Source organism: Amycolatopsis sp. NPDC114478, assembly GCF_055633805.1.
In genome coordinates, this window is sequence record NZ_JBVKDO010000013.1 from 121063 (window position 1) to 146483 (window position 25421).

27 protein-coding genes and 1 pseudogene are annotated in these 25421 nt (G+C 70.7%); 13 read left to right on the top strand and 15 right to left on the bottom strand.

Translation table 11 applies throughout. From position 1 onward, the window contains the following. Window positions 1-55: 55 nt before the first annotated feature. The 6 genes from ACZ7OH_RS31725 to ACZ7OH_RS31750 form a co-directional block, all read right to left on the bottom strand. A complete protein-coding gene (locus ACZ7OH_RS31725) occupies window positions 56-1201 on the bottom strand; it encodes an RNA polymerase sigma factor (RefSeq protein ID WP_470284182.1) in 1146 nt (381 codons plus the stop codon). A gap of 2 nt (window positions 1202-1203) precedes the next feature. Then, the gene (locus ACZ7OH_RS31730) at window positions 1204-1431 is read right to left on the bottom strand and encodes a VOC family protein (protein ID WP_470284183.1); all 228 of its coding nucleotides are present in this window, start codon (window positions 1429-1431) and stop codon (window positions 1204-1206) included. Window positions 1432-1442: 11 nt separating this feature from the next. Then, window positions 1443-1940, bottom strand: coding sequence for a pyridoxamine 5'-phosphate oxidase family protein (locus ACZ7OH_RS31735; RefSeq protein ID WP_470284184.1), 498 nt, complete (start codon window positions 1938-1940; stop codon window positions 1443-1445). 4 nt (window positions 1941-1944) lie between these two features. Continuing rightward, window positions 1945-2352, bottom strand: a complete 408-nt coding sequence (locus tag ACZ7OH_RS31740; RefSeq protein ID WP_400903096.1) for a YciI family protein — start codon at window positions 2350-2352, stop codon at window positions 1945-1947. A 98-nt stretch (window positions 2353-2450) separates the two neighbouring features. Continuing rightward, entirely contained in the window at window positions 2451-3581 is a 1131-nt protein-coding gene (locus tag ACZ7OH_RS31745) for a C40 family peptidase (RefSeq protein WP_470284340.1), read from the bottom strand. 17 nt (window positions 3582-3598) lie between these two features. Further along, a complete protein-coding gene (locus ACZ7OH_RS31750) occupies window positions 3599-4561 on the bottom strand; it encodes a nucleoside hydrolase (protein WP_470284185.1) in 963 nt (320 codons plus the stop codon). Window positions 4562-4613: 52 nt separating this feature from the next. On the opposite strand from ACZ7OH_RS31750, the gene ACZ7OH_RS31755 reads away from it, so the two are divergent. From ACZ7OH_RS31755 to ACZ7OH_RS31765, 3 genes are read left to right on the top strand one after another with little or no spacing between them, the layout of a single operon-like run. Further along, window positions 4614-5366: an acyltransferase gene (locus ACZ7OH_RS31755; protein ID WP_364457597.1), complete on the top strand. Its 753-nt coding sequence runs from the start codon at window positions 4614-4616 to the stop codon at window positions 5364-5366. A 43-nt stretch (window positions 5367-5409) separates the two neighbouring features. Further along, a complete protein-coding gene (locus ACZ7OH_RS31760) occupies window positions 5410-5790 on the top strand; it encodes a hypothetical protein (protein WP_470284186.1) in 381 nt (126 codons plus the stop codon). A gap of 2 nt (window positions 5791-5792) precedes the next feature. Next, a complete protein-coding gene (locus ACZ7OH_RS31765) occupies window positions 5793-6170 on the top strand; it encodes a hypothetical protein (protein WP_470284187.1) in 378 nt (125 codons plus the stop codon). 1 nt (window position 6171) lies between these two features. Here ACZ7OH_RS31765 and ACZ7OH_RS31770 read toward each other — a convergent pair whose 3' ends face one another. Beyond that, window positions 6172-7497 carry an APC family permease gene (locus ACZ7OH_RS31770; RefSeq protein WP_470284188.1) on the bottom strand — a complete coding sequence of 442 codons (1326 nt, stop codon included), beginning with the start codon at window positions 7495-7497 and terminating at the stop codon, window positions 6172-6174. Then, window positions 7494-8369: a carbon-nitrogen hydrolase family protein gene (locus tag ACZ7OH_RS31775; RefSeq protein ID WP_470284189.1), complete on the bottom strand. Its 876-nt coding sequence runs from the start codon at window positions 8367-8369 to the stop codon at window positions 7494-7496. Before ACZ7OH_RS31775 ends, ACZ7OH_RS31770 begins: the two co-directional genes overlap by 4 nt. A gap of 75 nt (window positions 8370-8444) precedes the next feature. Between ACZ7OH_RS31775 and ACZ7OH_RS31780 the strand changes: the two genes are divergently transcribed. Then, window positions 8445-9149 carry a FadR/GntR family transcriptional regulator gene (locus ACZ7OH_RS31780; RefSeq protein WP_470284190.1) on the top strand — a complete coding sequence of 235 codons (705 nt, stop codon included), beginning with the start codon at window positions 8445-8447 and terminating at the stop codon, window positions 9147-9149. Window positions 9150-9214: 65 nt separating this feature from the next. Here ACZ7OH_RS31780 and ACZ7OH_RS31785 read toward each other — a convergent pair whose 3' ends face one another. Together ACZ7OH_RS31785 and ilvA are read right to left on the bottom strand one after the other, a co-directional pair. Then, the gene (locus ACZ7OH_RS31785; RefSeq protein WP_470284191.1) at window positions 9215-9781 is read right to left on the bottom strand and encodes an NADAR family protein; all 567 of its coding nucleotides are present in this window, start codon (window positions 9779-9781) and stop codon (window positions 9215-9217) included. Window positions 9782-9801: 20 nt separating this feature from the next. Next, the gene (gene ilvA / locus ACZ7OH_RS31790) at window positions 9802-11058 is read right to left on the bottom strand and encodes a threonine ammonia-lyase IlvA (protein ID WP_470284192.1); all 1257 of its coding nucleotides are present in this window, start codon (window positions 11056-11058) and stop codon (window positions 9802-9804) included. A gap of 90 nt (window positions 11059-11148) precedes the next feature. Here ilvA and ACZ7OH_RS31795 point away from each other — a divergent pair, with 90 nt between their 5' ends. Together ACZ7OH_RS31795 and ACZ7OH_RS31800 are read left to right on the top strand one after the other, a co-directional pair. Continuing rightward, window positions 11149-11640: a SigE family RNA polymerase sigma factor gene (locus ACZ7OH_RS31795; RefSeq protein ID WP_470284193.1), complete on the top strand. Its 492-nt coding sequence runs from the start codon at window positions 11149-11151 to the stop codon at window positions 11638-11640. Next, entirely contained in the window at window positions 11637-12632 is a 996-nt protein-coding gene (locus ACZ7OH_RS31800; protein ID WP_470284194.1) for a hypothetical protein, read from the top strand. Before ACZ7OH_RS31795 ends, ACZ7OH_RS31800 begins: the two co-directional genes overlap by 4 nt. On the opposite strand, the gene ACZ7OH_RS31805 is transcribed toward ACZ7OH_RS31800, so the two are convergent. Then, window positions 12622-14046, bottom strand: a complete 1425-nt coding sequence (locus tag ACZ7OH_RS31805) for a short-chain fatty acyl-CoA regulator family protein (protein ID WP_470284195.1) — start codon at window positions 14044-14046, stop codon at window positions 12622-12624. The two genes, ACZ7OH_RS31800 and ACZ7OH_RS31805, sit on opposite strands and share 11 nt — an antisense overlap. 228 nt (window positions 14047-14274) lie before the next feature. Here ACZ7OH_RS31805 and aceA point away from each other — a divergent pair, with 228 nt between their 5' ends. The 3 genes from aceA to ACZ7OH_RS31820 all read left to right on the top strand — a co-directional run bounded on the left by aceA (window position 14275) and on the right by ACZ7OH_RS31820 (window position 18110). Beyond that, window positions 14275-15555 (top strand): isocitrate lyase, encoded by a 1281-nt coding sequence (gene aceA / locus ACZ7OH_RS31810; protein ID WP_103335385.1) that lies wholly within the window; start codon window positions 14275-14277, stop codon window positions 15553-15555. Window positions 15556-15649: 94 nt separating this feature from the next. Continuing rightward, the gene (aceB, locus tag ACZ7OH_RS31815; protein ID WP_470284196.1) at window positions 15650-17257 is read left to right on the top strand and encodes a malate synthase A; all 1608 of its coding nucleotides are present in this window, start codon (window positions 15650-15652) and stop codon (window positions 17255-17257) included. Window positions 17258-17387: 130 nt separating this feature from the next. Next, window positions 17388-18110 (top strand): DUF899 family protein, encoded by a 723-nt coding sequence (locus ACZ7OH_RS31820; RefSeq protein WP_470284197.1) that lies wholly within the window; start codon window positions 17388-17390, stop codon window positions 18108-18110. Here ACZ7OH_RS31820 and ACZ7OH_RS31825 read toward each other — a convergent pair. Then, complete coding sequence (locus ACZ7OH_RS31825) at window positions 18095-18631, bottom strand: TetR/AcrR family transcriptional regulator (RefSeq protein WP_470284198.1); 537 nt, start codon at window positions 18629-18631, stop codon at window positions 18095-18097. The genes ACZ7OH_RS31820 and ACZ7OH_RS31825 overlap by 16 nt on opposite strands. Window positions 18632-18712: 81 nt before the next feature. On the opposite strand from ACZ7OH_RS31825, the gene ACZ7OH_RS31830 reads away from it, so the two are divergent. Next, window positions 18713-19171, top strand: a complete 459-nt coding sequence (locus ACZ7OH_RS31830; protein ID WP_470284199.1) for a nuclear transport factor 2 family protein — start codon at window positions 18713-18715, stop codon at window positions 19169-19171. Here the strand turns inward: ACZ7OH_RS31830 and ACZ7OH_RS31835 are convergent. Continuing rightward, a complete protein-coding gene (locus tag ACZ7OH_RS31835; RefSeq protein WP_470284200.1) occupies window positions 19168-19584 on the bottom strand; it encodes a hypothetical protein in 417 nt (138 codons plus the stop codon). The two genes, ACZ7OH_RS31830 and ACZ7OH_RS31835, sit on opposite strands and share 4 nt — an antisense overlap. A 143-nt stretch (window positions 19585-19727) precedes the next feature. Between ACZ7OH_RS31835 and ACZ7OH_RS31840 the strand changes: the two genes are divergently transcribed. Continuing rightward, on the top strand, window positions 19728-20507 hold the full coding sequence (locus tag ACZ7OH_RS31840) for a class I SAM-dependent methyltransferase (protein ID WP_470284201.1): 780 nt from the start codon (window positions 19728-19730) through the stop codon (window positions 20505-20507). 118 nt (window positions 20508-20625) lie between these two features. Beyond that, window positions 20626-20754: a hypothetical protein gene (locus ACZ7OH_RS31845; protein WP_470284202.1), complete on the top strand. Its 129-nt coding sequence runs from the start codon at window positions 20626-20628 to the stop codon at window positions 20752-20754. Between the two features lie 101 nt (window positions 20755-20855). Here the strand turns inward: ACZ7OH_RS31845 and ACZ7OH_RS31850 are convergent, their stop codons facing one another. Then, entirely contained in the window at window positions 20856-22133 is a 1278-nt protein-coding gene (locus ACZ7OH_RS31850) for a glycosyltransferase family 4 protein (protein ID WP_470284203.1), read from the bottom strand. Between the two features lie 125 nt (window positions 22134-22258). Here ACZ7OH_RS31850 and ACZ7OH_RS31855 point away from each other — a divergent pair. Further along, window positions 22259-24021, top strand: a pseudogene (locus ACZ7OH_RS31855) (glycoside hydrolase family 2 protein). Window positions 24022-24281: 260 nt separating this feature from the next. Here ACZ7OH_RS31855 and ACZ7OH_RS31860 read toward each other — a convergent pair. Continuing rightward, a complete protein-coding gene (locus ACZ7OH_RS31860) occupies window positions 24282-25397 on the bottom strand; it encodes an ROK family transcriptional regulator (RefSeq protein ID WP_470284204.1) in 1116 nt (371 codons plus the stop codon). Window positions 25398-25421: the final 24 nt, after the last annotated feature.

The following is a 25421-nucleotide window of genomic DNA, read 5'->3' on the forward strand; positions in this document are numbered from 1 at the left end:
CGCGGATCCCAGCCGCGCAGGCGGTGTCGCGGGTGGCTCGCGGATCCCAAGCGCGTCACCCGCGCAGGTGGGTGTTGAGCCGCGCGGCCTGCCGGGTCAGGTGGTCGCGCTCGGCGAGGTTCGGCGCCTTCGCGGCCGCCTCCGAGTACAGCCGCGCCGCGGTCACCAGGTCGCCGTCGCGCTCGTGGAGGTAGGCCGCGACCGCCGTGTGCCGGGGCAGCGTGTCGTCCACTTCCGCGAGTGCGGCGAGCCCCGCGCGGGCGCCGTCCGCCTCGCCGACCGCCACCGCGCGGTTCAGCCGGACGACCGGGCTGCCGGCCAGCTTCGCGAGCTCGTCGTACCACTCGACGATCTGCACCCAGTCGGTCTCGCCGGCCGTGGGCGCGTCGGCGTGCAGGGCCGCGATGGCCGCCTGGGCCTGGAACTCGCCCAGCCGGTCGCGGGCGAGCGCCGCCTGCAGGATCGCGACGCCCTCCGCGATCGCCGCGGTGTCCCAGCGGCCGCGGTCCTGCTCGGCGAGCGGCACCAGGCTGCCGTCCGCCGCGGTCCGGCCGGCGCGCCGGGCGTGGTGCAGCAGCATGAGCGCGAGCAGGCCCGCGACCTCGGGGTGGTCGATCGCGGCCGCGAGCTGCCGGGTCAGCCGGATGGCCTCGGCGGCCAGGTCGACGTCGCCGGAGTAGCCCTCGTTGAAGACGAGGTAGAGCACCCGCAGCACGGTCGCGACGTCGCCGGGCTGGTCGAAGCGCACGGTCCCGACCGTGCGCTTCGCCCGGCTGATCCGCTGGGCCATGGTCGCTTCGGGGACCAAATACGCCTGGGCGATCTGCCGGGTGGTCAGCCCACCGACGGCGCGCAGTGTCAACGCGACCGCCGAAGACGGCGTCAGCGACGGGTGCGCGCACAGGAAGTACAGCTGGAGCGTGTCGTCCACTGTGGATGCGGGGCCGGGCGCCGGCTCGACGTCGACGACGTCTTCGCGCCGGCGCCGCGCGCTGTCCGACCGGGCCGCGTCGAGGAACTTGCGCCACGCCGCGGTGACCAGCCAGCCCTTCGGGTCACGCGGCGGGTCGTCCGGCCAGACGCGCAACGCTTCGATCAGTGCCTCCTGCACGGCGTCCTCGGCCGACGCGAAGTCCGCCCCGCGCCGGACGACGATCCCGAGCACGTGCGGCGTCAGGCTGCGGAGCAGGACCTCGTCCACGCTCACCCCACCTTTTCGGCCAGCTCGACGATGATCTCCGCCGGCCCGCGCAGGTAGCAGAGCCGGAAGCTGTCCTCGTACTGCGCCACCTCGCCGACGAGCTCGGCGCCGTCCGGGGTCCGCATCATCGCGATGTCCGAGCGGACCCCGTCGAGCCCGTCGACGAGGTCGACCACCCGGCCCTCGACCGTCATGTCGCCTTCCGGCCGGAGCCGCGGGAAGTTCCCCATCGTTCCTCCTCTCAGACGGTCTGGCGCTCGTCGCGCCGGCGGATGAGCTCTTCGACGGCGGACGGCAGCGTCGTCTCGAAGTCGATCAGCTTCGCCCAGGTGGGTGTGACCACGATCCGGACCATGCCGTCGTAGAGCGACCGCACGCCCGCCTCCCACTCCACCCGCTGCTCGGGCGTCATCTCGTAGGTGCCGTTGAACTGCAGGTATTCGTCCGGGATGCCGTCGACGACGTCCAGCTCGACCGTGCCGCGGATCAGCAGGATCTTCGGCGGGTGCACCTCGGTGTCGATCGTCAGGGCGACCGCCGGGTTGCGGCGCAGCGCCGGCAGCTTCGGCGCGTTCTTCGACGTGCACAGCACGAGCTGCGAGCCGTTCCAAGTGAACGCGATCGGGATCGACCGCGGGGTGCCGTCGAGGGCGGTGTAGGCGAGCCGGGTCAGGTCGCGGGCCAGGAGCTCCCGGCTGAGCGGGCGGTTCAGGACTTCGTCGATGGCGCTCTGGTGCATGACGTCACTCCGTGATGGTGGTCGCCGGGCCCCAGAACGGCCGCAGTTCGAGCCATTCGCCGACCGGTTCGCCGCCCTTGCCCGGGGCGGCCGACAGCTCCGCGGCCAGCTCGAGGGCGCGCTCGTAGCTGTCGACGTCGATGATCGTCCAGCCGGCGATGAGGTCCTTCGTCTCCGCGAACGGGCCGTCGGTGACCGGCGGGCGCCCCTCGCCGTCGAACCGGACGAACGTCCCCTCGGGGGCCAACGCGCGGTGCTCGACGAACTCGCCGGTCTCCTCGAGCCGCTTCCCGAAGTCCTCCATGTACTTCACGTGGGCCGAGATCTCCTCCGGCGTCCACTGGTCCATGGGTGCGTCGTTGACCGAAGCCGGGGCGCCTCGGTAGTGCTTCAGCAGCAGGTACTTGGCCATCGTCGTGCTCCTCGGTGCGCGTGCGGCCCATCTTGGCCGCGTTCGCACCGGGGACGCAGCCGATCGCGCGTTCTCGACATCGCCGCCGGAGAAACTTTTCAGGCGGTCGGGCGGCCCGCTCCGGCGTAGTCGTCGCCGTCCCGGCGGTAGGAGTGGACCTGCACCGCCTGGCCGGTCTGCGGCGCGTCGATCATCTGCTGGTTGCCGATGTAGAGGCCGACGTGGTGGATCTTCGTCGCCGGCTCGCCGTAGAAGATCAGGTCGCCGAGCTGCGGATCGGTCACGTGCGGGACGCTCCGGAACTGCGTGTCGGCCGTGCGCATCAGCTTGACGCCGGCGCTGCCGTACGCCGCCGTCGTCAGGCCGGAGCAGTCGAAGCCCGGGTCGTTGCCGCCGGTGCCGTTGCCACCCCAGATGTAGGGGAGGCCGATCTTGTCGATGGCGAAGTTGACCGCGCTCAGCACCGCCGGGTTCGGCGCCGCCGTGCCCTGGCCGACCGTGCCGTAGACGTTGACCGTCGCCAGCGTCCGGTGCAGGAACAGCGGCGCCGACTGCAGCTTCGCGACCGCGTCCCACCACGGCTGGCCCTGCGACAGGTCGGTCCCGCCGTCGCACAGCGCGCGGCCGGTGGTCAACGCGGCGTCGTCGATGTTCTGGACATCGGGCTTCCCGCCCGCGTAGCTCGCCTGGTACTTCGCCCACAGCGCGGGGGAGAGCTGCATCGGGCCGGCGGCGTTCGCCGTCGAGACGACCTTGTTGTAGAAGTCGCGCACCTCGATCGTGCCGAGCGGCTTGTCGAGCACGCCGGTGGTGCCGATCTGCCCGCCCCGCGCCCGGCCGTGGTCCGTGGTCACTTTTCCGACCGCGGCGAGCGTCACCCAGGAGAGGTGGCAGCCGGGGATGTCCTTGCCGATTTTCGTCGTCGCCTTCGCGTAGCCGACCATCGCGCGCAGCGGGACGTCGAGCCACTGGCTGGTCTTGGACGCCCAGGCGTCGAACTCGCTCGCTTCCGGCACCTTCGGCGGCGTCGACGGCTGCGGGGGCGTGGTCGTTTTCGGGACAGACGGCGTCGGCGCCGACGTCACCGTCGCGGCGGCGTTCGTCGTCTCCTGCTGTTTCGGCGCGAACTGGACGCCGACCACGAGCGCGGCGGCGACCACGACCACCGCGGCCACCACGACGGCGGTTCTCCGGCGGCGCGGCTCTTTCGCCGGCGCGTCGTCCGGCACGACCTCGGGCTCTTCGCTCACCGCGCGGCCCCGGTGAGCCGGTCGAGGACGAAGGTGCGCAGGCCGTCGAGGTCGGTGTCCATCGCGACCTCGATCGGGCGGCCGGGACTGAACTGCGGATCGTCCTCGCCGAGCTTCCGCCGGTCGACGAGCGTCTGCCCGCGCGCCGGCCCCAGCCCGCAGTCGACGTCGACACGGTAGGTCTCGGTGTGCAGGATTCCCGGCGAAATGGCCTCGGCGACGGCGACGGCGTCGTGCATGACCATCCGGTCTTCGCCGAACACGCGCGTGTAGTGCTGCCGGTAGGTCGAGGTGAGGCCTTCGAGGGTGGCCCCGACAGGACCCGACGCCGCGAGCTTGGCCAGCCACTCGCCGTCGACGGCGCAGCGGTGCGTGAGGTCGAGCGGCACGAGCACGACCGGGACGTCCTCCTCGACCAGCACCCGGCGGGCCGACTCGGGGTCGCTCCAGATGTTGAACTCGGCGGCGGTGGTGCTGTTGCCGAACGTCACGCCGCCGCCCATGATCACCAGCCGCGCGATCTTCGCCGCCGCGCCCGGGTGGGCCGCGAACAGGGCGGCGATGTTCGTCAGCGGCCCGATCGGGGCGATGGTCACCGGCTCGTCCGACGCTTCCAGGAGGTCCACCATCAGGTGGACGGCGTCGCGTTCTTCGACGGGCCGGGTCGCCTCGGGCAGCGTGGAGGAGTGGCCCGAGAGGCCGTCGCCGCCGTGGACCTCCTTGGCGTCGCGTGGCTTCGAATAGACCAGCGGCCGACTCGCTCCGGCGGCGACCGGCACGTCGGTGCGGCCGAAGAGCTCCAGCAAGCGGCGTGCGTTCGCCGTCGTGCGGTCGAGGGGGACGTTGCCGAAAACCGACGTCACGCCGAGCAGGTCGACGTCCGGGGACAGCGCCGCGAGCGCGATCGCCAGCGCGTCGTCGACGCCCGGGTCGGTGTCGATGATCAGCTTCGTGCCCATCCAGCTCCCCTTGCCCGTGAACCCGTCCCGTACACAGGTTACGGTCACGGGCATGACGTCGATGTGGGGTGCGCCCGCACTGTCGCGGGTGCGGGCCTGGCGCCGCGCGCGGCAGGACCCGCGGCAGGCGAAGTTCCTGACCGCCGACTCGCTGCGCTGGGTGCTGCGCAACCGCGCGTACACGCCCTGGTACCTGGTCCGGTACTACCGGCTGCTCAAGTTCCGGCTCGCCAACCCGCACATCATCCTGCGCGGGATGCTGTTCCTCGGGAAGGACGTGGAGATCCACTGTCGGCCGGGCTACGGGCGGCTGGAGATCGGCCGCTGGGTCCACATCGGCGACGGCAACGCGATCCGCTGCCACGAGGGTTCGCTGCGGATCGGCGACAAGTCGGTGTTCGGCCGCCAGAACGTCATCAACTGCTACCTCGACATCGAGCTCGGCGCGGCCACACTGGTCGCCGACTGGGTGTACATCTGTGACTTCGACCACGTCATTTCGGACATCCACGTCCCGATCAAGGACCAGGGCATCGTGAAGTCGCCGGTCCGCATCGGGCCGGACACGTGGCTGGGCACGAAGGTGAGCGTCCTGAAGGGCACGCGCATCGGCCGCGGCTCGGTGCTGGGCGCGCACGCGGTCGTCCGCGGTGACATCCCGGACTACTCGATCGCGGTCGGCGCGCCGGCGCGAGTCGTGCGTAACCGCGAAGAGGACTACGCGGCCGACGCGGCTCGTCGCGAAGCCGTCGCCGACATGGCGCGAAAGGCGAACAAGGCACTGCAGAAGACGCTCGAGCAGTAGATCTACTCAGGCATTCTGGTCGTTTTCCGGGCACACTCGCCCGGTGGGGGATCTCCGGACCGCGTGGTCTTCGCTCGTCGTGGCGGTGTGCGCCGTGGGCCTGCTGGTCGTCGTCCCGTTCCTGGTGCTGCTCGGGTTCCTGGCGAGCATCCCGGTGTTCGGCGAGGTCGGGGACGGCGCCCGCGGCTACCTGACCTGGGCGTCCTGGCTCGGCGCGGGTCTGCCGCTCGTGGGCGTGGTCGTTTCGGCGACAACGCGCCGGCGCGGCTGGACGTGGTTCTTCGGCATCTGTCTCACCGTGGCGGCGGTGGTCGCCGCGTCGAGCTGGGTCGCTCACGTCCGGCACGCGCCGCCACCACCACCACCGGGACCGAGCCACTGCGTCGAGCGCAGCGGCGGCGGCAACGACTGCCCGGGCGGCTGACGGTGTGGCGCGATTTCGGCGACGTCGTCGCCGGCGCCCTGCTCGCGGTGGGCGCGGTGGTGTGGCTGCTCTTCGTCCCGTTGATGTTCTTCCAGGGCGCGTTGACGGCGTCCGGATTGTGGGCGGGGACCGGCGACCCCGTCGCGGCGAGCGCCTTCTTCGCCTGGGCGTCCTGGCTCGGCGCGGGCATCCCTGTCCTGGGCGTGGTCGTTTCTGCGACCACTCGGCGGCGCGGCTGGACCTGGTTCTACGGTGTCTGTCTCGCGGTGGTCGCCGTGGTGGTGGCAGTGCGGTGGGCGCAGCCCCACCACCCGCCGCCCCCGCCGCCGCAGCCGACCCATTGCGTCGAGCGCAGCGGCGGCGAGAGCGACTGTCCCTGAGTCACTCCTCGAACGTCATCTCCGGCGGCGGCCGCCGGAAGCCGCGGGTGATCGCCGCCAGGACGACGATGCCGATCGCCAGCCAGACCAGGCCGAAGACCAGCGCGATGCCGTCGAGGTTGACCAGTAGCCACAAATCGACCACGGCGCCGATCACCGGGAAGACCACCCAGGTCAGCGCGCGTTTCCCGGACCGGTCGCGCAGCCACGTCGCCAGCACGCTGACGTTGACGAACGTGAACGCGGTGAACGCGCCGAAGTTGATGAACGACGTCGACGTGCTTACGTCGAGCGCCAGCGCGACCAGCCCGACGAGCCCGGTCAGGACGATGCCGAACACCGGCGTCGCAAACCGCGGCTGCAGTTTGCCGAAAACGCGCGGAAGCACGCCGTCGCGGCCCATCGCGAACATCAGCCGCGACGCGCTCGCCTGCGCGGCGATCCCCGACGCGAACTGCGCGACCACCAGGCCGGCGAGGAAGAAGGACGCGAAGAGGTTGCCGCCGATCGTCGTCGCGATTTCGAACGCGGCCGACGACTCGTCGGTGAACACGCTGCCCGGGTGCGCGAGCTGGGTGAAGTAGGCCAGCACGATGAAGATGCCGCCGCCGATCAACGCGGTCAGCAGGATGGCGCGCGGGATCGTCCGGCGCGGCTCGGTCGTCTCCTCGGTCAACGTCGTGACGGCGTCGAAGCCGAGGAAGGAGTACGTCGCGAGCGCGGCGCCGCCGGAGATCGTGCCCAGCGTGCTGCCCGCGTGGAAGAAGGGCTGCGTGCTCGCCAGCGAACCGCCGACGTGCAGCACCTGCTTGACCGAAAGAACGACGAAGAACCCGATGACCAGGATCTGGAAGGCCATCAGGACGAAGTTGGCCTTTTCGGCGATCTTGATGCCGAGGACGTTGAGGATCGTCGTCACCGCGATGAAAGTGATCAACCAGATCCAATTGGGCACGGACGGGAACTCGGCCGACAGGTAGGCGCCCCCGATCAGCCAGATCACCATCGGCAGGAAGAAGTAGTCGAGCAGCACCGCCCACCCGACGAGGAACCCGGCGCGCGCGTCGACCGCTTTCCGGACATAGGTGTAGGCCGAGCCGGCGACGGGGTGGGTGGCGGCCATCTTCCCGTAGCTCGCGGCCGTGAACAGCATCGCGACCAGGGCGAGCAGGTAAGCCGAGGGAACGGTGCCCTCGGTCGTCGTCGCGACGATGCCGAACGTGCCGAGCACGATCAGCGGAGCCATGTAGGCGAGCCCGAACAGGACGACGCCGGGCAGGCCGAGGCGGCGCTGCAGGGTGGCCGGGGCCGCGCCCGTGGTGGTCATCGGTCGTCTCCTTCTCGTGGACTCCAGCGGTCCGGGTCGATCCGGCCCTGGTAGAGCGGCAGCTGCAGGGGAGCGTCGGCGGGGGTGAACTGCGCCCACACGCGGTTGGTGCCCGCGGTCCCGTCGCGGCGGACGCGGGCGACCTCGTCGAGGTCGATGGTGTGGGCGAGGACGCCGTGGTCGTTTCCCGGCAACGCGCCGAGGACGTCGCCTTCGGGGCCGACGAGCAGGCTGTCGCCCATCCCGAACGGGCCGGCGGTGTTCACGCTGGCGATGAACACCTGGTTGACGATGGCGTTCGCCCGGGCCAGGACGAGCTCCTGCGCGCGGTCGGGGGTCGTGGTCTGGACGGGGTTGAGCACGACCTCGGCCCCCATCCAGGCGAGGTGGCGGGTCACCTCGGGGAACCAGGCGTCGTAGCAGATCGAGAACCCGACGCGGCCGGCGTCGGCCAGATCGGCGACGACGAACCGGTCGCCGGGGTCGTACGGCTCGTGCGGCCGCCAGGGGAAGACCTTCCGGTACCAGCCGGCCAGCTCGCCTCGCGGGGAAAAGACCAGGGCGGTGTTGAACAGCTCGCCGTGGTCGCCTTCTTCGCAAACGGTGCCGGGCGCGAGCCAGATCCCGAGGTCGCCGGCCAGTTCGGCGAGTTCCGTGGTCCGTTTTCCGCGCAACGGCTGGGCGGCTTCGCGCAGTTGACGGGTGCGCTCGTCGCCTTCGCCGTCGACGCCGCAGAGGTGCAGTTCGGGGAAGGCGGCCAGCCGCGTGTCCGGAAACCGGCGAAGGGTCGCTTCGACCTCGCCCGCGAACCCGCCGTCCCCGACGAGCCGGGGCGGCGCTTGCACCAGGGCGATCGGCAGGGGTCGCGGCATGGACGAAAAATAGTCCATCTTGAACACTTAAACAAGAGTGCTCAAGATGAGCAATTTGTGCGGTACGGTCGTTTCATGGCGACGGCAGACCTGAGCGCCCCGGCCCTGACCGGCATCCGGCGGTTGTCCGCACTGGACACCGTCCGCGCGCGCATCGCGCTCGCGGTGGAGCTCGGCCTGCTGAAGCCGGGCGAGCGCCTGCCGGCGAACGCCGAAATCGCGCGAGCCCTCGGCGTCGCGGAGATCACGGTGCGAAGGGCCCTGGAGTCATTGGTCGGCGACGGCCTGATCGAACGCCGCCGCGGCCGGGGCGGCGGGACGTCGGTGGCCGCGGACCCACCGGCGGAGCGAGTCCGCGAGGTCGGCGCCTACCGCGAGTCGGCGGCCGAGGTCCGCGGCCTGATCGATCACCGCCAGGTCTTGGAGTCGGGCTTGGTCCAATTGGTGGCGAAACGGTCCCCGGACCTGCCCCACCTGCGGGCTTTGGTCGCGCGCATGGACACGGCGAAGGGCTGGGCGGAGTTCCACGAGCTGGACGCGGAGTTCCACCGGACGGTGGCGGCCCCCGGCCCGGCGGCGGCGGTCGCGCAGTACGAGGTGGTGCTGGCGGAGCTGTACCGGTTCTACCTGCCGTACCCGATGGAGAAGCTGCGCGAGTCGAACCGCGACCACGCGAAGCTGGTGAAGGCATTGTCGGCGGGCGACCCGGACGCGGCGGCCCGCGTGACGAGGAAGCACGTGCGCGGCCTGCACCAGACGATGTTCCTCGGCCTCGGCTGAGCAGTAGCCGAAAATCGACCACGCCCTGGTCGGCGGGGCTAGTCCCGCCGACGTACCGACGTGACTCAGCGAGCCCGCAGCTGGTCGCGGACCTCCATCAACGCGAAGCCGAGCAGGTTCAGCCCCCGCCAGTAGTCCGGCTTGGTCGCGTTCTTCTCTTCGCGCGCGAGGCCGGTGCCCCAGACGAGGTCCTTCTTGGACGCCTCGACGAGCACCGCGTCGCCGGTCCCGAGCAGGAACCGGCGCAGGTCGCGGTGGGCCTTGAACTTGGCCAGGTTGCCGTCGACGACGATGTCGAACCGGTGCCGCTCCCAGGTCGCCGCGTCGAACCCGGCGACCTCGCGGCCGAGCACCTTCGCCGCCTTCGGGTCCGCCGTGGTCCGGATCAGCTCGGCCTTCTCGTGGTCGCCGAACAGCTCGGCCTTGCCGGCCATCATGTAGTGCTCGGCGGTCGGGTACTCGACGCCGTCGGCCTCGAACGGGTCGACCCACCACTGGCTCAGGCAGCTCGCCGTCACCCGGCCGGACTTCGAGGGCGTGTGCCCGTAGAACAGCAGGTACTCGGGCTCCGCACCCTCGTGGACCTTTTCGCGCAACGCCTCGACACTGCGGACCCCGTCGACCTTCACCATCCGCCTAGTGGACCACGCGCTCACAGCAGGAAGTGGAACAGGGGGCTGCCCGGCTCGATCCGCTCCACCTGCAGCGGGCTCGCGTCCATCCGCGCCAGCAGCCCGGGCAGGTCGGCCGACCGGGCGATTTCGATGCCGACCAGCGCCGGGCCCATCTCGCGGTTGGTGCGCTTGACGTATTCGAAGCGCGTGATGTCGTCCTCGGGCCCGAGCACCTGCTCGAGGAACCGCCGCAGCGCGCCCGGCTCCTGCGGGAACCCGACCAGGAAGTAGTGCTTCAGCCCTTCGTGCATCAGCGAGCGTTCGAGGATCTCGCTGTAGCGGCTGACGTCGTTGTTGCCGCCGGAGACCACCACGACGACGGTCTGCCGCGGCTCCACCCGGACCACCGAGCCGAGCGCCGCCGCGGCCAGCGCACCCGCGGGTTCGGCGATGATCCCGTCGGACTGGTACATCGCGAGCATCTCGGTGCAGATCGCGCCCTCGGCGACCGCGGTCAGCTCGGCGCCGCTCTCGCGGATCAGCGGGTAGGTGACCGCGCCTGCCTCGCGCACCGCGGCACCGTCGACGAACGAGTCGAGCTCGGGCAGCCGCACCGGCCGTCCCGCTTCCAACGCGGCGGCCATGCACGCCGCGCCAGCCGGTTCGACGCCGACGACCCGGACGTCCGGGTGCCGTTCGCGCAGCCAGCTGCCGACCCCGGCGAGCAGCCCGCCGCCGCCGACCGGGACGACCACGACGTCCGGCACGAACCCGAGCTGGTCGATCACCTCGAGGGCGACCGTGCCCTGGCCGGCGACCGTCCGGACGTCGTCGAACGCCGGCACGAGCGTCGCGCCGGTGCGCTGGGCGTCCTCGTTGGCCGCGGCGAAGGCGTCTTCGTACGTCTCGCCGACGACGATGACTTCGATGTGGGCACCGCCGAGCGTCGCGATGCGCTCGCGCTTCTGCCGCGGCGTGGTGCCCGGGACGTACACGCGGCCGTCGGCGCCAAGGCGACGACACGCGTACGCGACGCCCTGGGCGTGGTTCCCGGCACTCGCGCAGACGACGCCGAGCGCGCGGGTCGCCTCGTCGAGCTGGACGATGAAGTTGTACGCGCCGCGGATCTTGTACGACCGGACGGTCTGCAGGTCCTCGCGCTTCACCCAGACCTGGGCGTCCACCCGGGACGACAGCCGCGCGCTCGGCTCCAGCGGCGTGCGGGTCACCACCCCGGCCAGCCGCTCGGCGGCCTTTTCAATGGTCGCCGCGGTCACCGTGTCGATGTCGTGCACCCCGATGAATCTACGACTCGCGCGCGCCGGGCAACCGCGCGGGCCTCCGGGGGCATCAAAGGGGTGACGAACAGGACAAGGGGGGTGCCGGTGAACGACTTCACCGAGTACGTGACCGCACGGTCGGGCTGGTTCCGCAAGGTCGCATACCTGCTCTGCGGCGACTGGCACCGGGCCGACGACCTGGTCCAGACGGCGATCACCCGGCTCTACGCGAACTGGTCGCGCGCCGCGCGGGCGGACAACCTCGACGGCTACGCGCGCCGCACGCTGGTCAACGCCTACCTCGCCGAGCAGCGGACGTCGTGGTGGAAGCGGGTGGACCTGCGCGGCGCCGACCACGACCCACCACCGGCGCCGGGCCCGGACCTCGACTCGGCACTGGACCTGCGGGCCGCGCTGGACCGGCTGCCTGCCCGGCAGCGCGCGACCCTCGTCCTCCGCTACTTCGGCGACCTGCCGGTCGCGGACACCGCGCGGGCGCTGGGCTGCTCCGAAGGCACCGTCAAGAGCCAGACCGCGAAGGCCGTGGAAACGCTGCGCGAGCTGCTGGGCAACCCCATCCGGGAGGGACGAGCATGACCGACCACGAGCTGGCCACCCAGCTGAAGGAACTCGCCGACGCGCCCGCGCCGCCGTCGCGGATCGACCTCGATCGCGCCCGCCGACTGGGCGGACGTCGTCGCCGCGTGCGGACCACCGCGCTCGTCCTCGGCTGCGCCGCGGTCGTGACGGCCGGCGGCGTGACGGCGGTGTCGTTGTTCCAGCCGTCCTCGCCACTGGCGCTCGTGCCCGCCGCCACGGCGCCCCCTTCGGCAAGTCCCACGATCGTCATCCCGGTGCCCGTCGCCAACCCGGTGGAGGCGACGGCGAGCTTCGGCTGGCTGCCGGAGCAGGTCAAAGGCGTCGAGTACACCGTGGGCGCGCACGGCGACACCACGCTGGCCGTCGGCCGCGGCGAGCTGCCGCCGATGATCTGGTTGTCGGTTTCCGACCAGGAGCCGCCCGTCCCGCCCGGCCTGGGCGGGCCGCCGTCGCGAATCCCGGTCCGCGTCGGCAGCCTCGACGGTCACTGGCTCACGACCGACGTGAAGGACCCGCTGAACCACGGCGAGAGCTACCTGCGCTGGCGCACCCGGGAAGGCCGGTGGGTCCAGTTGCACGCGTACTACCTCACGGGCCCGGGCCTGCAGCAGGTGCTGACGCGGGTCGCCGGCGACATCACGGTCGGGATCCGGCCGGTCCCGCTGCCTTTGCACATCACGAGCCTGCCGACCGGGTACTCCCTCAACGACGCTTACTTGCGGCGCCGGCCGGACCAGGACGGGGTCCCGTGGCGGCTGGTCCTGCAGTACACGTCGGAGGGCGGGCTGGCGACGATCAACGTCTCGCCACCCGGCGGCCCGACCGACGGTCTCGGCGAGCCGGAGTGCGTGACGAAGAACGGGCTGACGGCCTGCGTCCGGTTCAACCAGCCGAAGATCGGCGGCATCACCGCGCAGGAACTGCTGAGCCGGATCACGCTGATCGGCCCGGACGAAGCGAAGTGGACAACGCACGTGATCAGCCCTTAGGCACCGCCGGGTACGGGACGAAGGTGCTGGTGTTCTCGTCGACGGTGAGCTGCTTGCCGATCGTCGGGAACGCGCGCTGGGAGCAAGCCGGCCGTTCGCAGACTTTGCAGCCCATCCCGATGGGCGTCGCGGCGGCCGGCTCGTCCAGGTCGAGCCCGGTCGAGTAGACGAGCCGCCCGGCGTGGCGGAGTTCGCAACCGAGGCCGACGGTGAACGTCTTGCCCGGGCTGCCGTACCCGCCGATGTTGCGCGACACCGTGCGCGCGATCCAGAAGTAGCTCTTGCCGTCGGGCAGCGTCGCGATCTGCGTCAGGATCTTCCCCGGCTGGGTGAACGCCTCGTAGATGTTCCACAGCGGACAGGCGCCGCCGACGCGGGAGAAGTGGAAGCCGGCCGCGGACTGGCGCTTCGACATGTTCCCCGCCCGGTCCACCCGCACGAACGAGAACGGCACCCCGCGCTGCTTGGGACGTTGCAAAGTGGACAACCGGTGGCACGCGGTCTCGAAGCCGACGCCGTAGTGGTCGCACAGCCGCTCGATGTCGTAGCGGAACCGCTCGGCCGTGGCCAGGAACGGTCCGTAGGGAAGGATCAGCGCGCCCGCGAAGTAGTTGGCCAGGCCGACGCGGGCCAGTGAGCGCGCGGCCGGGCCCGAGAACGCCCACGAGTCGGCCAGCTCGGTGATCAGGTCGTCGTACTCGAGCAGCGCGATCTGCGAAGCCATGCGAAACGCCTGCTGCCCGACGCGCAGGCTGGGCGCCAGCCGCAGCACCCGTGTCACCGGCTCGTAGCGGTGCTGCTGACCGGCGGATTCGTCGATCCCGTCGTTGGTCACTTCGACGCCGTAGCGCTGCCAAAGCCGTTCCTTCAGCGCGCTGAGCACCTGACCGCGCTGCAGCGGGATGTCGGCCGCCATCTTCTCGGCGCGTTCGTCCAGTTCGGCGACGTAGTTCTCGCGTTCGTAGAAGAAGTCGCGGACCTCCTCGTGCGGCAGCGGCGCCGCCGCGCTGCCGTGCATGCCCAGGCCGTTTTCCGTGGTCAGCGCGGCCGTGCTCTCGACGGCGTTGCGGTAGCTGCGGTGCAGCTTGACCAGCGCCTGGGCGATCGCCGGCAGGTTCGTCGCCAGCTCGTTCAGCTCGCTGGTGGTGACGTCGATGCCGAGGACCTCGTCGAGCAGGGCTTCCTTGACGTCGGCGACCAGCCGGGACGTGTCGTTGTTCGCGAAGAACTCGGTGTCCACGCCGAACGCCTGCGTGATCCGCAGCAGCACCGGCACGGTCAGCGGACGCGAGTTGTGCTCGATCTGGTTGAGGTAGCTGGGTGAGATCTCCAGCACACGAGCGAGGTCGGCCTGGCTCATCGCCCGGCTTTCGCGCAGATGCCGCAACCGCGCTCCGGCGAAAGTCTTCTCCATTCGTGCCCTCTTCTCCGGAAGGTTTCCGGTCCTGAACGGTTACGTGAACGGTCAAGAACGCGAATTTTCGATCAGTTGCGAATCGTCTGATTCGCAACCTTTGCAAAGAGCCTACGGACCCTTCGCACAAATTGGCAACTTGGACAGCTGGACCGGATTTTCCCTGCCATGCGAGGGTCAGATCAGGCAAGGCGAGCAATCGCAAACTTCGCAACACCGGGAGAACCGATGACGGAACAGGCCAAGCAGGCGGCCGCGGAGCTGGCGGCGCAGTGGGCGAACGACCCCCGCTGGGCGGGCGTGCAGCGCTCCTACTCGGCCGAAGACGTGATCAAGCTGCGCGGCAGCGTCGTCGAGGAGCACACCCTGGCCCGCCGCGGCGCGGAGAAGCTGTGGGACCTCCTGCACACCGAGGACTACATCCACGCGCTCGGCGCCCTGACCGGTAACCAGGCCGTCCAGCAGGTCCGCGCCGGCCTGCAGGCGATCTACCTGTCCGGCTGGCAGGTCGCGGCCGACGCCAACCTGTCCGGCCAGACCTACCCGGACCAGAGCCTCTACCCGGCCAACTCGGTGCCGGCCGTGGTCCGCCGCATCAACAACGCGCTGGGCCGCGCCGACCAGATCAACTGGGCCGAGGGCAACACCGACATCGACTGGTTCGCCCCGATCGTCGCCGACGCCGAGGCCGGCTTCGGTGGCCCGCTCAACGCGTTCGAGCTGATGAAGGGCATGATCGCCGCCGGTGCCGCGGGCGTGCACTGGGAAGACCAGCTCGCGTCCGAGAAGAAGTGCGGTCACCTCGGCGGCAAGGTGCTGATCCCGACCAAGCAGCACGAGCGCACGCTGAACGCCGCGCGTCTGGCGTCCGACGTGCTGAACGTGCCGACCCTGGTCGTCGCCCGCACCGACGCGCAGGCCGCGACGCTGCTGACCAGCGACGTCGACGAGCGCGACCAGCAGTTCCTCACCGGCGGCCGCACCGCCGAGGGCTTCTACGAGGTCCGCAACGGCATCGAGCCCTGCATCGAGCGCGGCCTGGCCTACGCCCAGTACGCCGACCTGCTCTGGATGGAGACCTCGGAGCCCGACCTCGAGGTGGCGCGCAAGTACGCCGAGGCCATCAAGGCGAAGTTCCCGGACCAGATGCTGGCCTACAACTGCTCGCCGTCGTTCAACTGGAAGAAGCACCTGGACGACGCGACGATCGCGAAGTTCCAGCGCGAGCTCGGCCACATGGGCTACAAGTTCCAGTTCATCACGCTGGCCGGCTTCCACGCGCTGAACTACTCGATGTTCGACCTGGCGCACGGCTACGCCCGCGAGGGCATGACCGCCTACGTCGACCTGCAGGAGCGCGAGTTCGCTTCGGAGAGCCGTGGTTACACCGCCACCAAGCACCAGCGCGAGGTCGGCACCGGCTACTTCGACAACGTCGCGACGGCGCTGAACCCGGAGAGCTCGACCACCGCGCTCAAGGGCTCCACCGAAGAGGCGCAGTTCCACTGATCCCGGCCGCGGCCTGACGGCGGCACCCCCCTCCCGTCGTCAGGCCGCGTCCCTCCCTTCTTCTCCTTCCCTGCACAGCTCGTGGAGGCACCCCATGGTTGATCGGCTGAACTACCGCATCGAGGTCACCGGGCCGGTCGAGGGCCGGTTCGCGGAGATCCTCACCCCGGCGGCACTCGACTTCCTGGCCAAGCTGGACAACACGTTCGCCGGCCGCCGGCGCGAGCTGCTCGACGCCCGCCGCACGCGGCGCGAGGAACTGCAGTCCGGGGAGAAGCCGCTCGGCTTCCTGCCCGAGACCCGCCGGATCCGCGACGACGAGTCCTGGCACGTCGCCCCGACCGCGCCGGGCCTCGAGGACCGCCGCGTCGAGATCACCGGCCCGACCGACCGCAAGATGGCGGTCAACGCGCTGAACTCCGGCGCGAAGGTCTGGCTGGCGGACTTCGAAGACGCGACGTCGCCGACGTGGCACAACGTCATCGACGGCCAGATCAACCTCTACGACGCCATCCGCCGCAACATCGACTTCACCACCGAGGCCGGCAAGCGGTACACGATCGGCGACGACCCGGCGACGATCGTCGCGCGCCCGCGCGGCTGGCACCTGGTGGAGAAGCACATCCGCATCGACGGCCGCCCGGTGTCGGCGAGCCTGGTCGACTTCGGCCTGTACTTCTTCCACAACGCGCGCCAGCTCGTCGCCCGCAGCGTCGGCCCGTACTTCTACCTGCCGAAGCTGGAGAACCACCTCGAAGCGCGGCTGTGGAACGACGTTTTCCTGATGGCGCAGCGCGAACTGGGCATCCCGCGCGGCACGATCCGCGCGACCGTGCTGATCGAGACGATCACCGCCGCGTTCGAGATGGACGAGATCCTCTACGAGCTGCGCGAGCACGCGGCGGGCCTGAACGCCGGCCGCTGGGACTACATCTTCAGCCTCATCAAGAACTTCGCCGCGCACGGCGCCGACTTCGTGCTGCCGGACCGCGCGCAGGTCACGATGACCGTGCCGTTCATGCGGGCCTACACCGAACTGCTGGTGAGCACCTGCCACCAGCGCGGCGCGCACGCCATCGGCGGCATGGCCGCGTTCATCCCGAGCAAGGACCCCGAGATCAACGCGACGGCGATCGAGAAGGTTCGCGCGGACAAGGAACGCGAGGCCGGAGACGGGTTCGACGGCTCCTGGGTCGCGCACCCCGGCCTGGTTCCGATCTGCCGCGAGGTCTTCGACGGCGTGCTCGGCGGCTGGCCGAACCAGCTCGGCAAGCTGCGCGAAGACGTCCACGTCACCGCCGAGGACCTGCTGGACGTGGCGAGCGCCGGCGGCGAGGTCACCGAAGCGGGCGTGCGCGCGAACATCAACGTCGCGCTGCGCTACGTCGACGCGTGGCTGCGCGGCACCGGCGCCGCGGCGATCCACAACCTGATGGAGGACGCGGCCACCGCGGAAATCGCGCGCTGCCAGGTCTGGCAGTGGATCCGCAACGGCACGAAGCTTGAGGACGGCACGGCGCTGACCCGCGAGCTGGCGGTCGAGTTCCTGGACGACGAGCTGGCCTCGGTGCGCGCCGACCTCGGCGAGGGCAACCGCCTCGACGACGCCTACGAGATCTTCACCGAAACCGCGCTGGGCGAGAAGCTGCCGAGCTTCCTCACCACTGGTGCCTACGCGCGGTACCTCACAGACGCCCGGTAGCAGGGGCTCCGAGGACCCCTACCTGACGAGGGGTTCTCGGACACCACACTGGTTGGGATGGTGTGGTCCGGAACTGGTCCGGCGACGGTGGCTCCCCGTCGCCGGGCCAGTTTCGTTGTACTTTTCGAGGATGAGTCTGAGCTTCCCGGGCGAGACACCCGAGTACCGCGCCGCGCGCGACCGTCTGCTGGACCGGGAAGCCGCGCTGCGCCACGAGATGGAGGCGGTGGCTGAACAGCGCCGCGCCCTCCCGCCCGGCGGTCTCGTGCCGGAGGACTACGTCTTTCAAGGCGGCGATGGCGCCGTTCGGCTGTCGGAGCTGTTCTCCCCGGGCAACGACACGGTGATCGTCTACCACTTCATGTTCCCCCGGGACCCGATCGACGACCGGCCAGGTCCGTCATCGGGCGACAGTGCCCAGCTGCCCCTCGACCAGGGTCCGTGTCCGTCCTGCACGGCGTTGCTCGATCAGCTCGACGGCGCGGTGGAGCACGTCTCACCGCACGCGGACTTCGTTGTCGTCGCCCGGGCGCCGGTCGCGCACCTGACGACCTTCGCCGCGGAACGCGGCTGGCGTCGGCTCCGGCTGTTCTCCTGCGCCGGCACGACGTTCAGCCGCGATTACCACGCCGAGACCGAAGACGGCAGCGCGCGCCCGATGATGAACGTCTTCCGGCGCGAGGACGGCGGCATCCGGCACTTCTGGGGTTCGGAGCTGCTGTACGCGCCGGTCGAACGCGGCCAGGACCCGCGCCACCTCGGCACGCTCGAGCCGGTCTGGAACCTGTTCGACCTCACCCCGGCCGGCCGCGGCGTCGACTGGGACGAGCAGCTCGACTACTGCTGTGAGTGAGCCAGGAGCACCTTCGCTGCTTCGCGGGCCTTCGTCGCTTCAGCCGGATCACCGGTGATCGCGGCGAGCACGGTCGCGCCTTCGACGAGTGAGAACAGCTGGTCGGCGACGGTTTCGTCGGAAACGAGACCACGCAGGTAGGCCCGGACCTGGTCCTTGTGTTCGCGGATCGCGGCCGCGACGCCGGGCGCCGGCTCGCCGAACTCGCCGAAGGAGTTGACGAACGCGCAGCCGCGGAAGCCGGGCTCGGAAAACCAGTCGTGCAGCCAGTCGAACACGGCGAGCGGGTCGTCGCCGCGGGCGTGGACGAATTCGCGCAACGACGCCCGCCAGCGCTCGTCGCGGCGCCGGAGGTAGGCCTCGACCAGGTCGGTCTTCGCCGGGTAGGTCTGGTAAAGCCGTTTGAGCGAGACGCCCGAGCGCGCGCGGACGGCGTCCATCCCGACCGCCTGGACGCCGTGGGCGTAGAAGAGCTCCTCGGCGGCCTCGAGCAACCGGTCGGTCGCCTCCGTGGGGGTCATTTCACCTGCCTCTGGTGCGGAGAATGTGCGTTCTCTAGACTACCGGAGAACGTACGTTCTCCACGTCTCGAAGGAGTGCTCATGAGCCCGCGTCCGCCTTTCCCGCCGTTCGACGAGGACACCGCCTGCCAGAAGGTCCAGGCCGCCGAGGACGCGTGGAACACCCGCGACCCGGAGCGCGTCTCGCTGGCGTACACCGAGGATTCGGTGTGGCGCAATCGCGACCAGCACGTCGTCGGGCGCGCGGAGATCGTCAAGTTCCTGACGGCGAAGTGGGAGCGCGAGCTCGACTACGCGTTGCGCAAGGAGCTGTGGGGCTTCCGCGGCAACCGCATCGGCGTCCGGTTCCAGTACGAGTCCCACAACGCCGACGGCCAGTGGTTCCGCAGCTACGGCAACGAGCTGTGGGAGTTCAGCGACGAAGGCCTGATGCGGCGGCGCGAGGCGAGCATCAACGACGTGCCGATCGCGTCTTCGGATCGCCGGATCTTCGGCCCGCGCCCGGAGTCCGAGCACGGCGTCCTGCTGCCGGTCTTCTAGGCGGCCGAACCGTCCCCGGTCCGGGGCGCACCGCGCGGGACGACCTTCACCTGGCCGGGCCCGGACTTCGCCGCCAGGACCGTGAAGCGCACGGTGACGGGCTTTCCCGCGCAGCGGAAGGAAACCGGGTAGGTGCCGGGCGCGACGGCGGCGACGACGCTTTCGCCGAACAACGCCCACGGCTGGTGCCCTTCGGCGTTGCGGGCCGGGGGTGTCGTGATGCGCAACGCCGTGGTCGTGACAGGGCCCGCTTCACCATCGCAGGCGACGGTGAGGGAGACCTTTTCGCCGGGATGTCCGCTGTAGACGGACAACTTCAGCCAGGTGGGCAGCGGTGGTGGTGACGTCGTCTGCGCGGCAGCCGCCGGCGTGAGGGCGAGCAGGCACGCGGCGGTGAGGGAGAGGATCTTCATGGTGACCTCACGGAGTTCGGTTCGTGTAGACAAGGCGTTTGCGCAGGCCAGGGGGTTGCCGGTCGAGATCCGACTGTGACGGTCGAGTCCGCCCTGAGCGGAAGGAGGACCGGCCGGTGGCCACCTCGGGCAGGCTCGAGGCCATGACGGAATCGGCGTTCGGCGGCGAAGTGAGCGAGTACTACCAACGGTTCCGCCGCGGCTACCCACCCGCGGTGGCGGACGCGCTGACGACGTCGTTCGCGTTGACGTGCCAGGACGTCGTGCTCGACCTCGGCTGCGGCACCGGTCAGCTCACCCGGGTCCTGGCGCCCCGGGTGGGCGCGGTGCTCGGCATGGACCCGGAACCGGACATGCTCGCCCAGGCCCGCCAGGCGACGTCGGCGTCGAACGTGAGCTGGCTCCTGGGCGCGGACGCCGACGTCGAGGCGTTGACGCCGGTCGTCGGCCCGGGCCGGCTGGCCGCGGTGACGGTGGCGCAGGCGTTGCACTGGATGGACCACGAGCGGCTGTTCACGACGGCGCGCTCGCTGTTGCGCCCGGGCGGCGGCGTCGCGGTGGTGACGAACGGCGAGCCGCTGTGGCTCCAGGATTCGGCGTGGTCGTCGGCGCTGCGGGAGGTGCTGTCGTCGTTTTTGGGGACACCGCTGCACCGCACGTGCGGCACGGATTCGGCGAGCCAAACGCGCTACGCGGACGCCCTCTCGGCCGCGGGGTACGTGGTCGATTCCCAGGTCATTTCGTACGACGCGGAGCTGACGGTCGAGGAGATCGTCGGTGGCGTTTTTTCGGCCATGAGCCCGGCGCAGCTGCCCGCGGCCGAGGAGCGGCCGGCGTTCACCGAGCGCGTCCGGGAGGCGTTGTCGCCGTTCGGACCACTGCGCGAGCGGGTCCGGGTCCGCGTCTTGACGGGCACCCGCTGACCGATCACGCAAGGCGAATGGGTACCGGCCCGTACAGTTCCGCTTATTGTTTCCCCGGGAACCTGCGCGGATGCTCGCTGCCAGGCGCGTCCTTGCGCCGCGTTCCCGAGGAGTCCCCATGACCAGCAGGTTGAGAGCCGTCGTCGCGGTCGTTTTCGTCGCCTTGTCGTTTTCGTTCGGCGCGGTGGTGACGGTGTCCGCGTCCACCGCGGCCCGTCCGGACTGCGTCCGGCCCTGCCACTTCTGAGCGGGCCGCTACCTACAGTTCGGGCTTTCGTCCACAGATCGACCACAGCGATCCCGGCTGCTTGCGGCCGGCGCCGTCGTGGTCGCGATAGCGACCACCACCTACAGCTCGGGCACCCCGGCCGCGACGGGCTCGAAGGCGTTCCCGGTCGCGATCTTCGGCCGCGGCAGCTCCACCGGCTCGCCCGGCCTAGCCCGCCGGTAGACCTCGGCGGTCGCCTCGGCGATCCGGCCCCAGTCGAAGTCGGCGGCCAGCCGGGACTGCGCCGCCCGCGCCCGCTCGGCCGCCGCGTCGGCGTCGTCGAGCACGGCCGTCACCGCGTTGGCCAATTCCGCGACATCGCCGGGGCTGAACGCGAGCCCGGTCTCGCCGTGCACGACGACCTCGCCGAGCCCGCCCGCCGTTGACGCCACCAGCGGCGCCTTCGCGGCCGCGGCCTCCAGCGCGACGATCCCGAACGGCTCGTACCGGCTGGGCAGCACGACCGCGTCCGCCGCCGCCAGGGCCGCGCGCAGGTCGCGGTCCGAGAGGTGCCCGACGAAGTCGACCGCCCGCCGCACCCGCAGCTTCCGCGACTGTTCGACCAGCTCGTCGAAGTGTCGTCCTTTTCCGGCAACGACCACGCGGGTCCCAGGATGCCGGCGCCGGATGCGGGGGAGCGCGGCGAGCAGGTCCTGCACGCCCTTTTCCCATTCGAGTCGTCCAAAGTAGAACAATAGCGGCGCCCCGGCCGGGCTGTAGACCTCGCGGGCGTGCGCGATCTCGTCCGCCGGCACCTGCCAGCCGCGCTCCTCGATGCCGTTGTGGATCACCGTGACGTCCTCGGCCTCGACCTCGAAGAGGTGCGCGACCTCGCGGCGCATGGCCTGCGAGCAGGTGATCAGCGCGTCGGCCCGGTTGGCCAGCCACCACTCGACCGAGTGAACTTGCTGGTTCAACGGGTGCGACAGCCAGCCGGAGTGCCGCCCGGCCTCGGTTGCGTGGATGGTGCCGACCAGCGGCACCCGCGCGGCCTCGGCGATCGCGATGGCGGGGTGCGCGACCAGCCAGTCGTGCGCGTGGACGACATCGGGCTGCCAGTTGCGCAGCAGGTCGTGCGCGGCGCGGATCATGGCGTGCCCCATGGCCAGCGTCCAGGCGACGAGGTCGCGTTCGAAGGTGACGTGCATCGGGTCCTCGGCGACCCGGATGATCCGCACGCCCTCGACGACGCGGTCGGTGCGCGGGTGCGTCCCGGCGTCGGTGCCCGCCGCGTGCCGGCACAGGACGACGACCTCGTGACCCTGCCGGGCCAGGTGCGTGGCGAGCGCGTGTACGTGCCGCGCCAGGCCACCGATGGCCACTGGCGGGTACTCCCAGGACAGCATCAGCACACGCATGGGCAGAGGTTACTCGCGAGTCGGGACGCCTCGGCGGCACCCGGGCCAGCCGACCGGCCAGGCTCGTCGGCGAATGTGATCCGACTCACTGGCGCTCCTGTGGATCTCTGCCACCATCGGCCGGGATGACTGCACCAGAGGACACCGGCTGGCGCCGGCTCGACCCGCCCTTGACCACCCCGTGGACCGGCGACGTCGGTCCGGGCAACGCCCTGCCCGAGTACCCGCGCCCGCAGCAGACCCGGCCGAGGTGGCTGAACCTCAACGGCGTCTGGGAGTACGCGGGCTGGCCGTCGTCGCCGGACGAACCACGACCGTCCGGCTACGGCGAGCGGATCCTGGTCCCGTTCCCGCCGGAGTCGGCGTTGTCCGGAATCGGCCGGCGCGACGAGGTCCTCTGGTACCGGCGCCTGGTCGAAATTCCGCCGGACTGGCGCGACCAGCGGATCCTCCTGCACTTCGGCGCGGTCGACCAGACGGCGAAGGTATGGGTCAACAACCAGCTCGTCGCGACGCACGAAGGCGGCTACACGGCGTTCAGCGCGGACATCACCGACGTCCTGCGGGCGTCCGGGCCGCAGGAGCTGACGGTCCGGGCCGAGGACCGCACCGACATCGAGCCCTTCCCGGTCGGCAAGCAGCGCAACGCGCCCGGCGGGATCTGCTACACGGCGTCGTCCGGAATCTGGCAAACGGTGTGGCTGGAGCCGGTACCGCATTCTCGAGTCGAACGGCTCGATCTTACCCCGGACCTCACCGGCGTGACGGTGTTCCCGCAGCTCACCGGCGGCTCGGAGGTCGTTGTCGTCGTTTCGACCACGGACGGCGCGGTCGCTCGCGGCTCGGGCGCGGCAGGGACATCGGTCCGCGTGGACGTTCCCGAACCGCGCCTCTGGACCCCCGACGACCCCACCTCTACACGCTGCGCGTCCAGCTGCTCGACCGGCATGGCGCGGTTCTGGACGAGGTCGGCAGCTACACCGGCCTCCGGACGATCGGCCTGCTCCCGGACTCCGAAGGCCGCCCGCGGATCGCACTCAACGGGCGGCCGACGTTCCTCCACGGCCCGCTCGACCAGGGCTACTGGCCGGACGGCATCTCGACCGCCCCCACCGACGCCGCCCTGCGCTTCGACCTCGAGAAGACGAAGGAGCTGGGCTTCAACTTCGTCCGCAAACACGTCAAGGTCGAGCCGGCGCGCTGGTACTACTGGGCCGACACGCTGGGCCTGGTCGTCTGGCAGGACATGCCCTCGCTGACGGTGTCGTTCGACGGCCCGCCGGGCATCGCGCCGGACCCCGTCCCGCGAGCGCGTGAGCTGTTCGAGGCGGAATTGATCAAAATGATCAACCAGCTGAAGGCGGTCCCGTCGATCGTCGGCTGGGTGCCGTTCAACGAGGGTTGGGGCGAGTACGACACGGCCCGTGTCGCGGAACTGGTCAAAAAGCTCGACCCAAACCGCCTGGTGATCGCGAACAGCGGGGTCAACTGCTGCTTCTCCCGCCCGGACACCGGCGCGGGCGATGTCTACGACGACCACACGTACGTAGGCCCGGGCGAGCCGACGGCGACCGACGGCCGAGCGATCGTCGACGGCGAGTACGGCGGCCTCGGTCTCGTTTTGGACGACCACTGCTGGCCCGGCCCGCCAAACGCGTACGAGATGACGCCGACCCGAGAGCGGCTGACTGAGCGCTGCGCGGAGGTGAGTGCCGCGCTGGAGAGAGTGGTGGCCGAGCGAGGCCTGTCCGGCGCGGTGTACACCCAGACGACCGATGTCGAAAACGAGGTCAACGGCCTGCTGACGTACGACCGCCGGGTGGTCAAGGTCGACCCATCGGTGGTCGCGAAGTGCGCCCGGGCGGTGATCGACGCCGGCTCGGCCTGAGCTGTCATGGTCGTTCCGGCGACGGGCGAGCACGGCCCAGGTCGCGGTCTGGCCAGACTGTGGCGATAGCCCACCACGCGGTCTCGTGGTTGGCCAGCTGCGGTAGCGGCGCTGGGCAGGCAATCTCGCGGTGGGCCGGCTGCGGTAGCGGCGCTGGGCAGGCAATCTCGCGGTGGGCCGGCTGCGGTAGCGGCGCTGGGCAGGCGATCTCATGGTTGGCCAGCTTCGTTAACGGCCGAGCAGGGCGTTTCGCGGTCTGGTCAGCTTTCGGCAACAGCTCTGACCAGGGCATCTCGTCCGTGCTCGAGAGCCGACAACAGCGCGCCGCGCAGGGCGGCCGAGTCCGTCACCGAGCCGGCCTCCACCCGGACCGGCCCGGGCGTCGCCGCGTGAACCGTTCGCCGGATTTCGGCCACCAGCCCGAGACGGCTCCCCGCCGGGCCGCCCAGCAGCACCAGGTCCGGATCGACGATCGTGCAGATCGCGGCCACGGCCCGTCCGAGCGTCGCACCGAGCAGCCGTAGTCGTTCGGCGGCTACGGCGTCGCCCGCCGCGCGGTCGAGCGTGGTCAAAATCGCGTCGACGTCCAGCGAAGGCGCGTCCGGCCTGCCGAAACCCTGGTCGGCTAGCGCGGACGCGAGCGTCGACCCCGAACTGTCCAGGTACCCGATCTCGCCCGCAAGCCCGTGCGAGCCGCGCACAAGCTGGTCGCCGACGTAAAGACTGACGCCGAGCCCGGCGCCGACATATACGTAAGCGAAGCTCTTCGCCTCGCGCGCGGCGCCCTCGCGCCGCTCGGCGAGCGCGGAGAAGTTGACGTCGTTGTCCAGCAAAACGTCACGCCCAATGTCGCCGGCTCGCAGCCGTCCCTCAGGAAAGGGCGACCCCGGCAGCTCGACGACCTCGTGCGTGACCGGGTCGACCGGATTGGCCACCGAGACCGCGGTCGCCCGCACCGGTCCCGATCCCGCTTGGCCCGCCGCCGCGACGGCGTCCCGGACCGCGGTGGTCATCGGTCGGTCCTCCGGGGCGTGCTGGCCGGTGGCCAGGATCGTTCCGGTCAGGTCGGTCGTCACCGTGCGGATGCCCTGCTGGTTGACCTCCGCGGCGACGACGCGGCCGGCGTCGGCGGCCAGCTCGTAGAAGGTCGCGATGCGACCACGGCGCCCTGTCTGGTCGGTGCCGGTGGCCCGCAGCGCGCCCGCCATCTCCAGGCGACGGACCGACTCGGAGATCGTCGGCTTCGAGATCCCGGTGGTCGCGGCGAGCTCCGCGCGCGTGGTCCGGCCGTGGACGAAAACGTGATCGAGCACCGCGCGGTCGGTCATGGCCCGCAGCATCGCCAGGCGCGGAAGCGGCCGGTCGGGGTCGGACATCGCACCTCTTGTGGCGGGAGACGG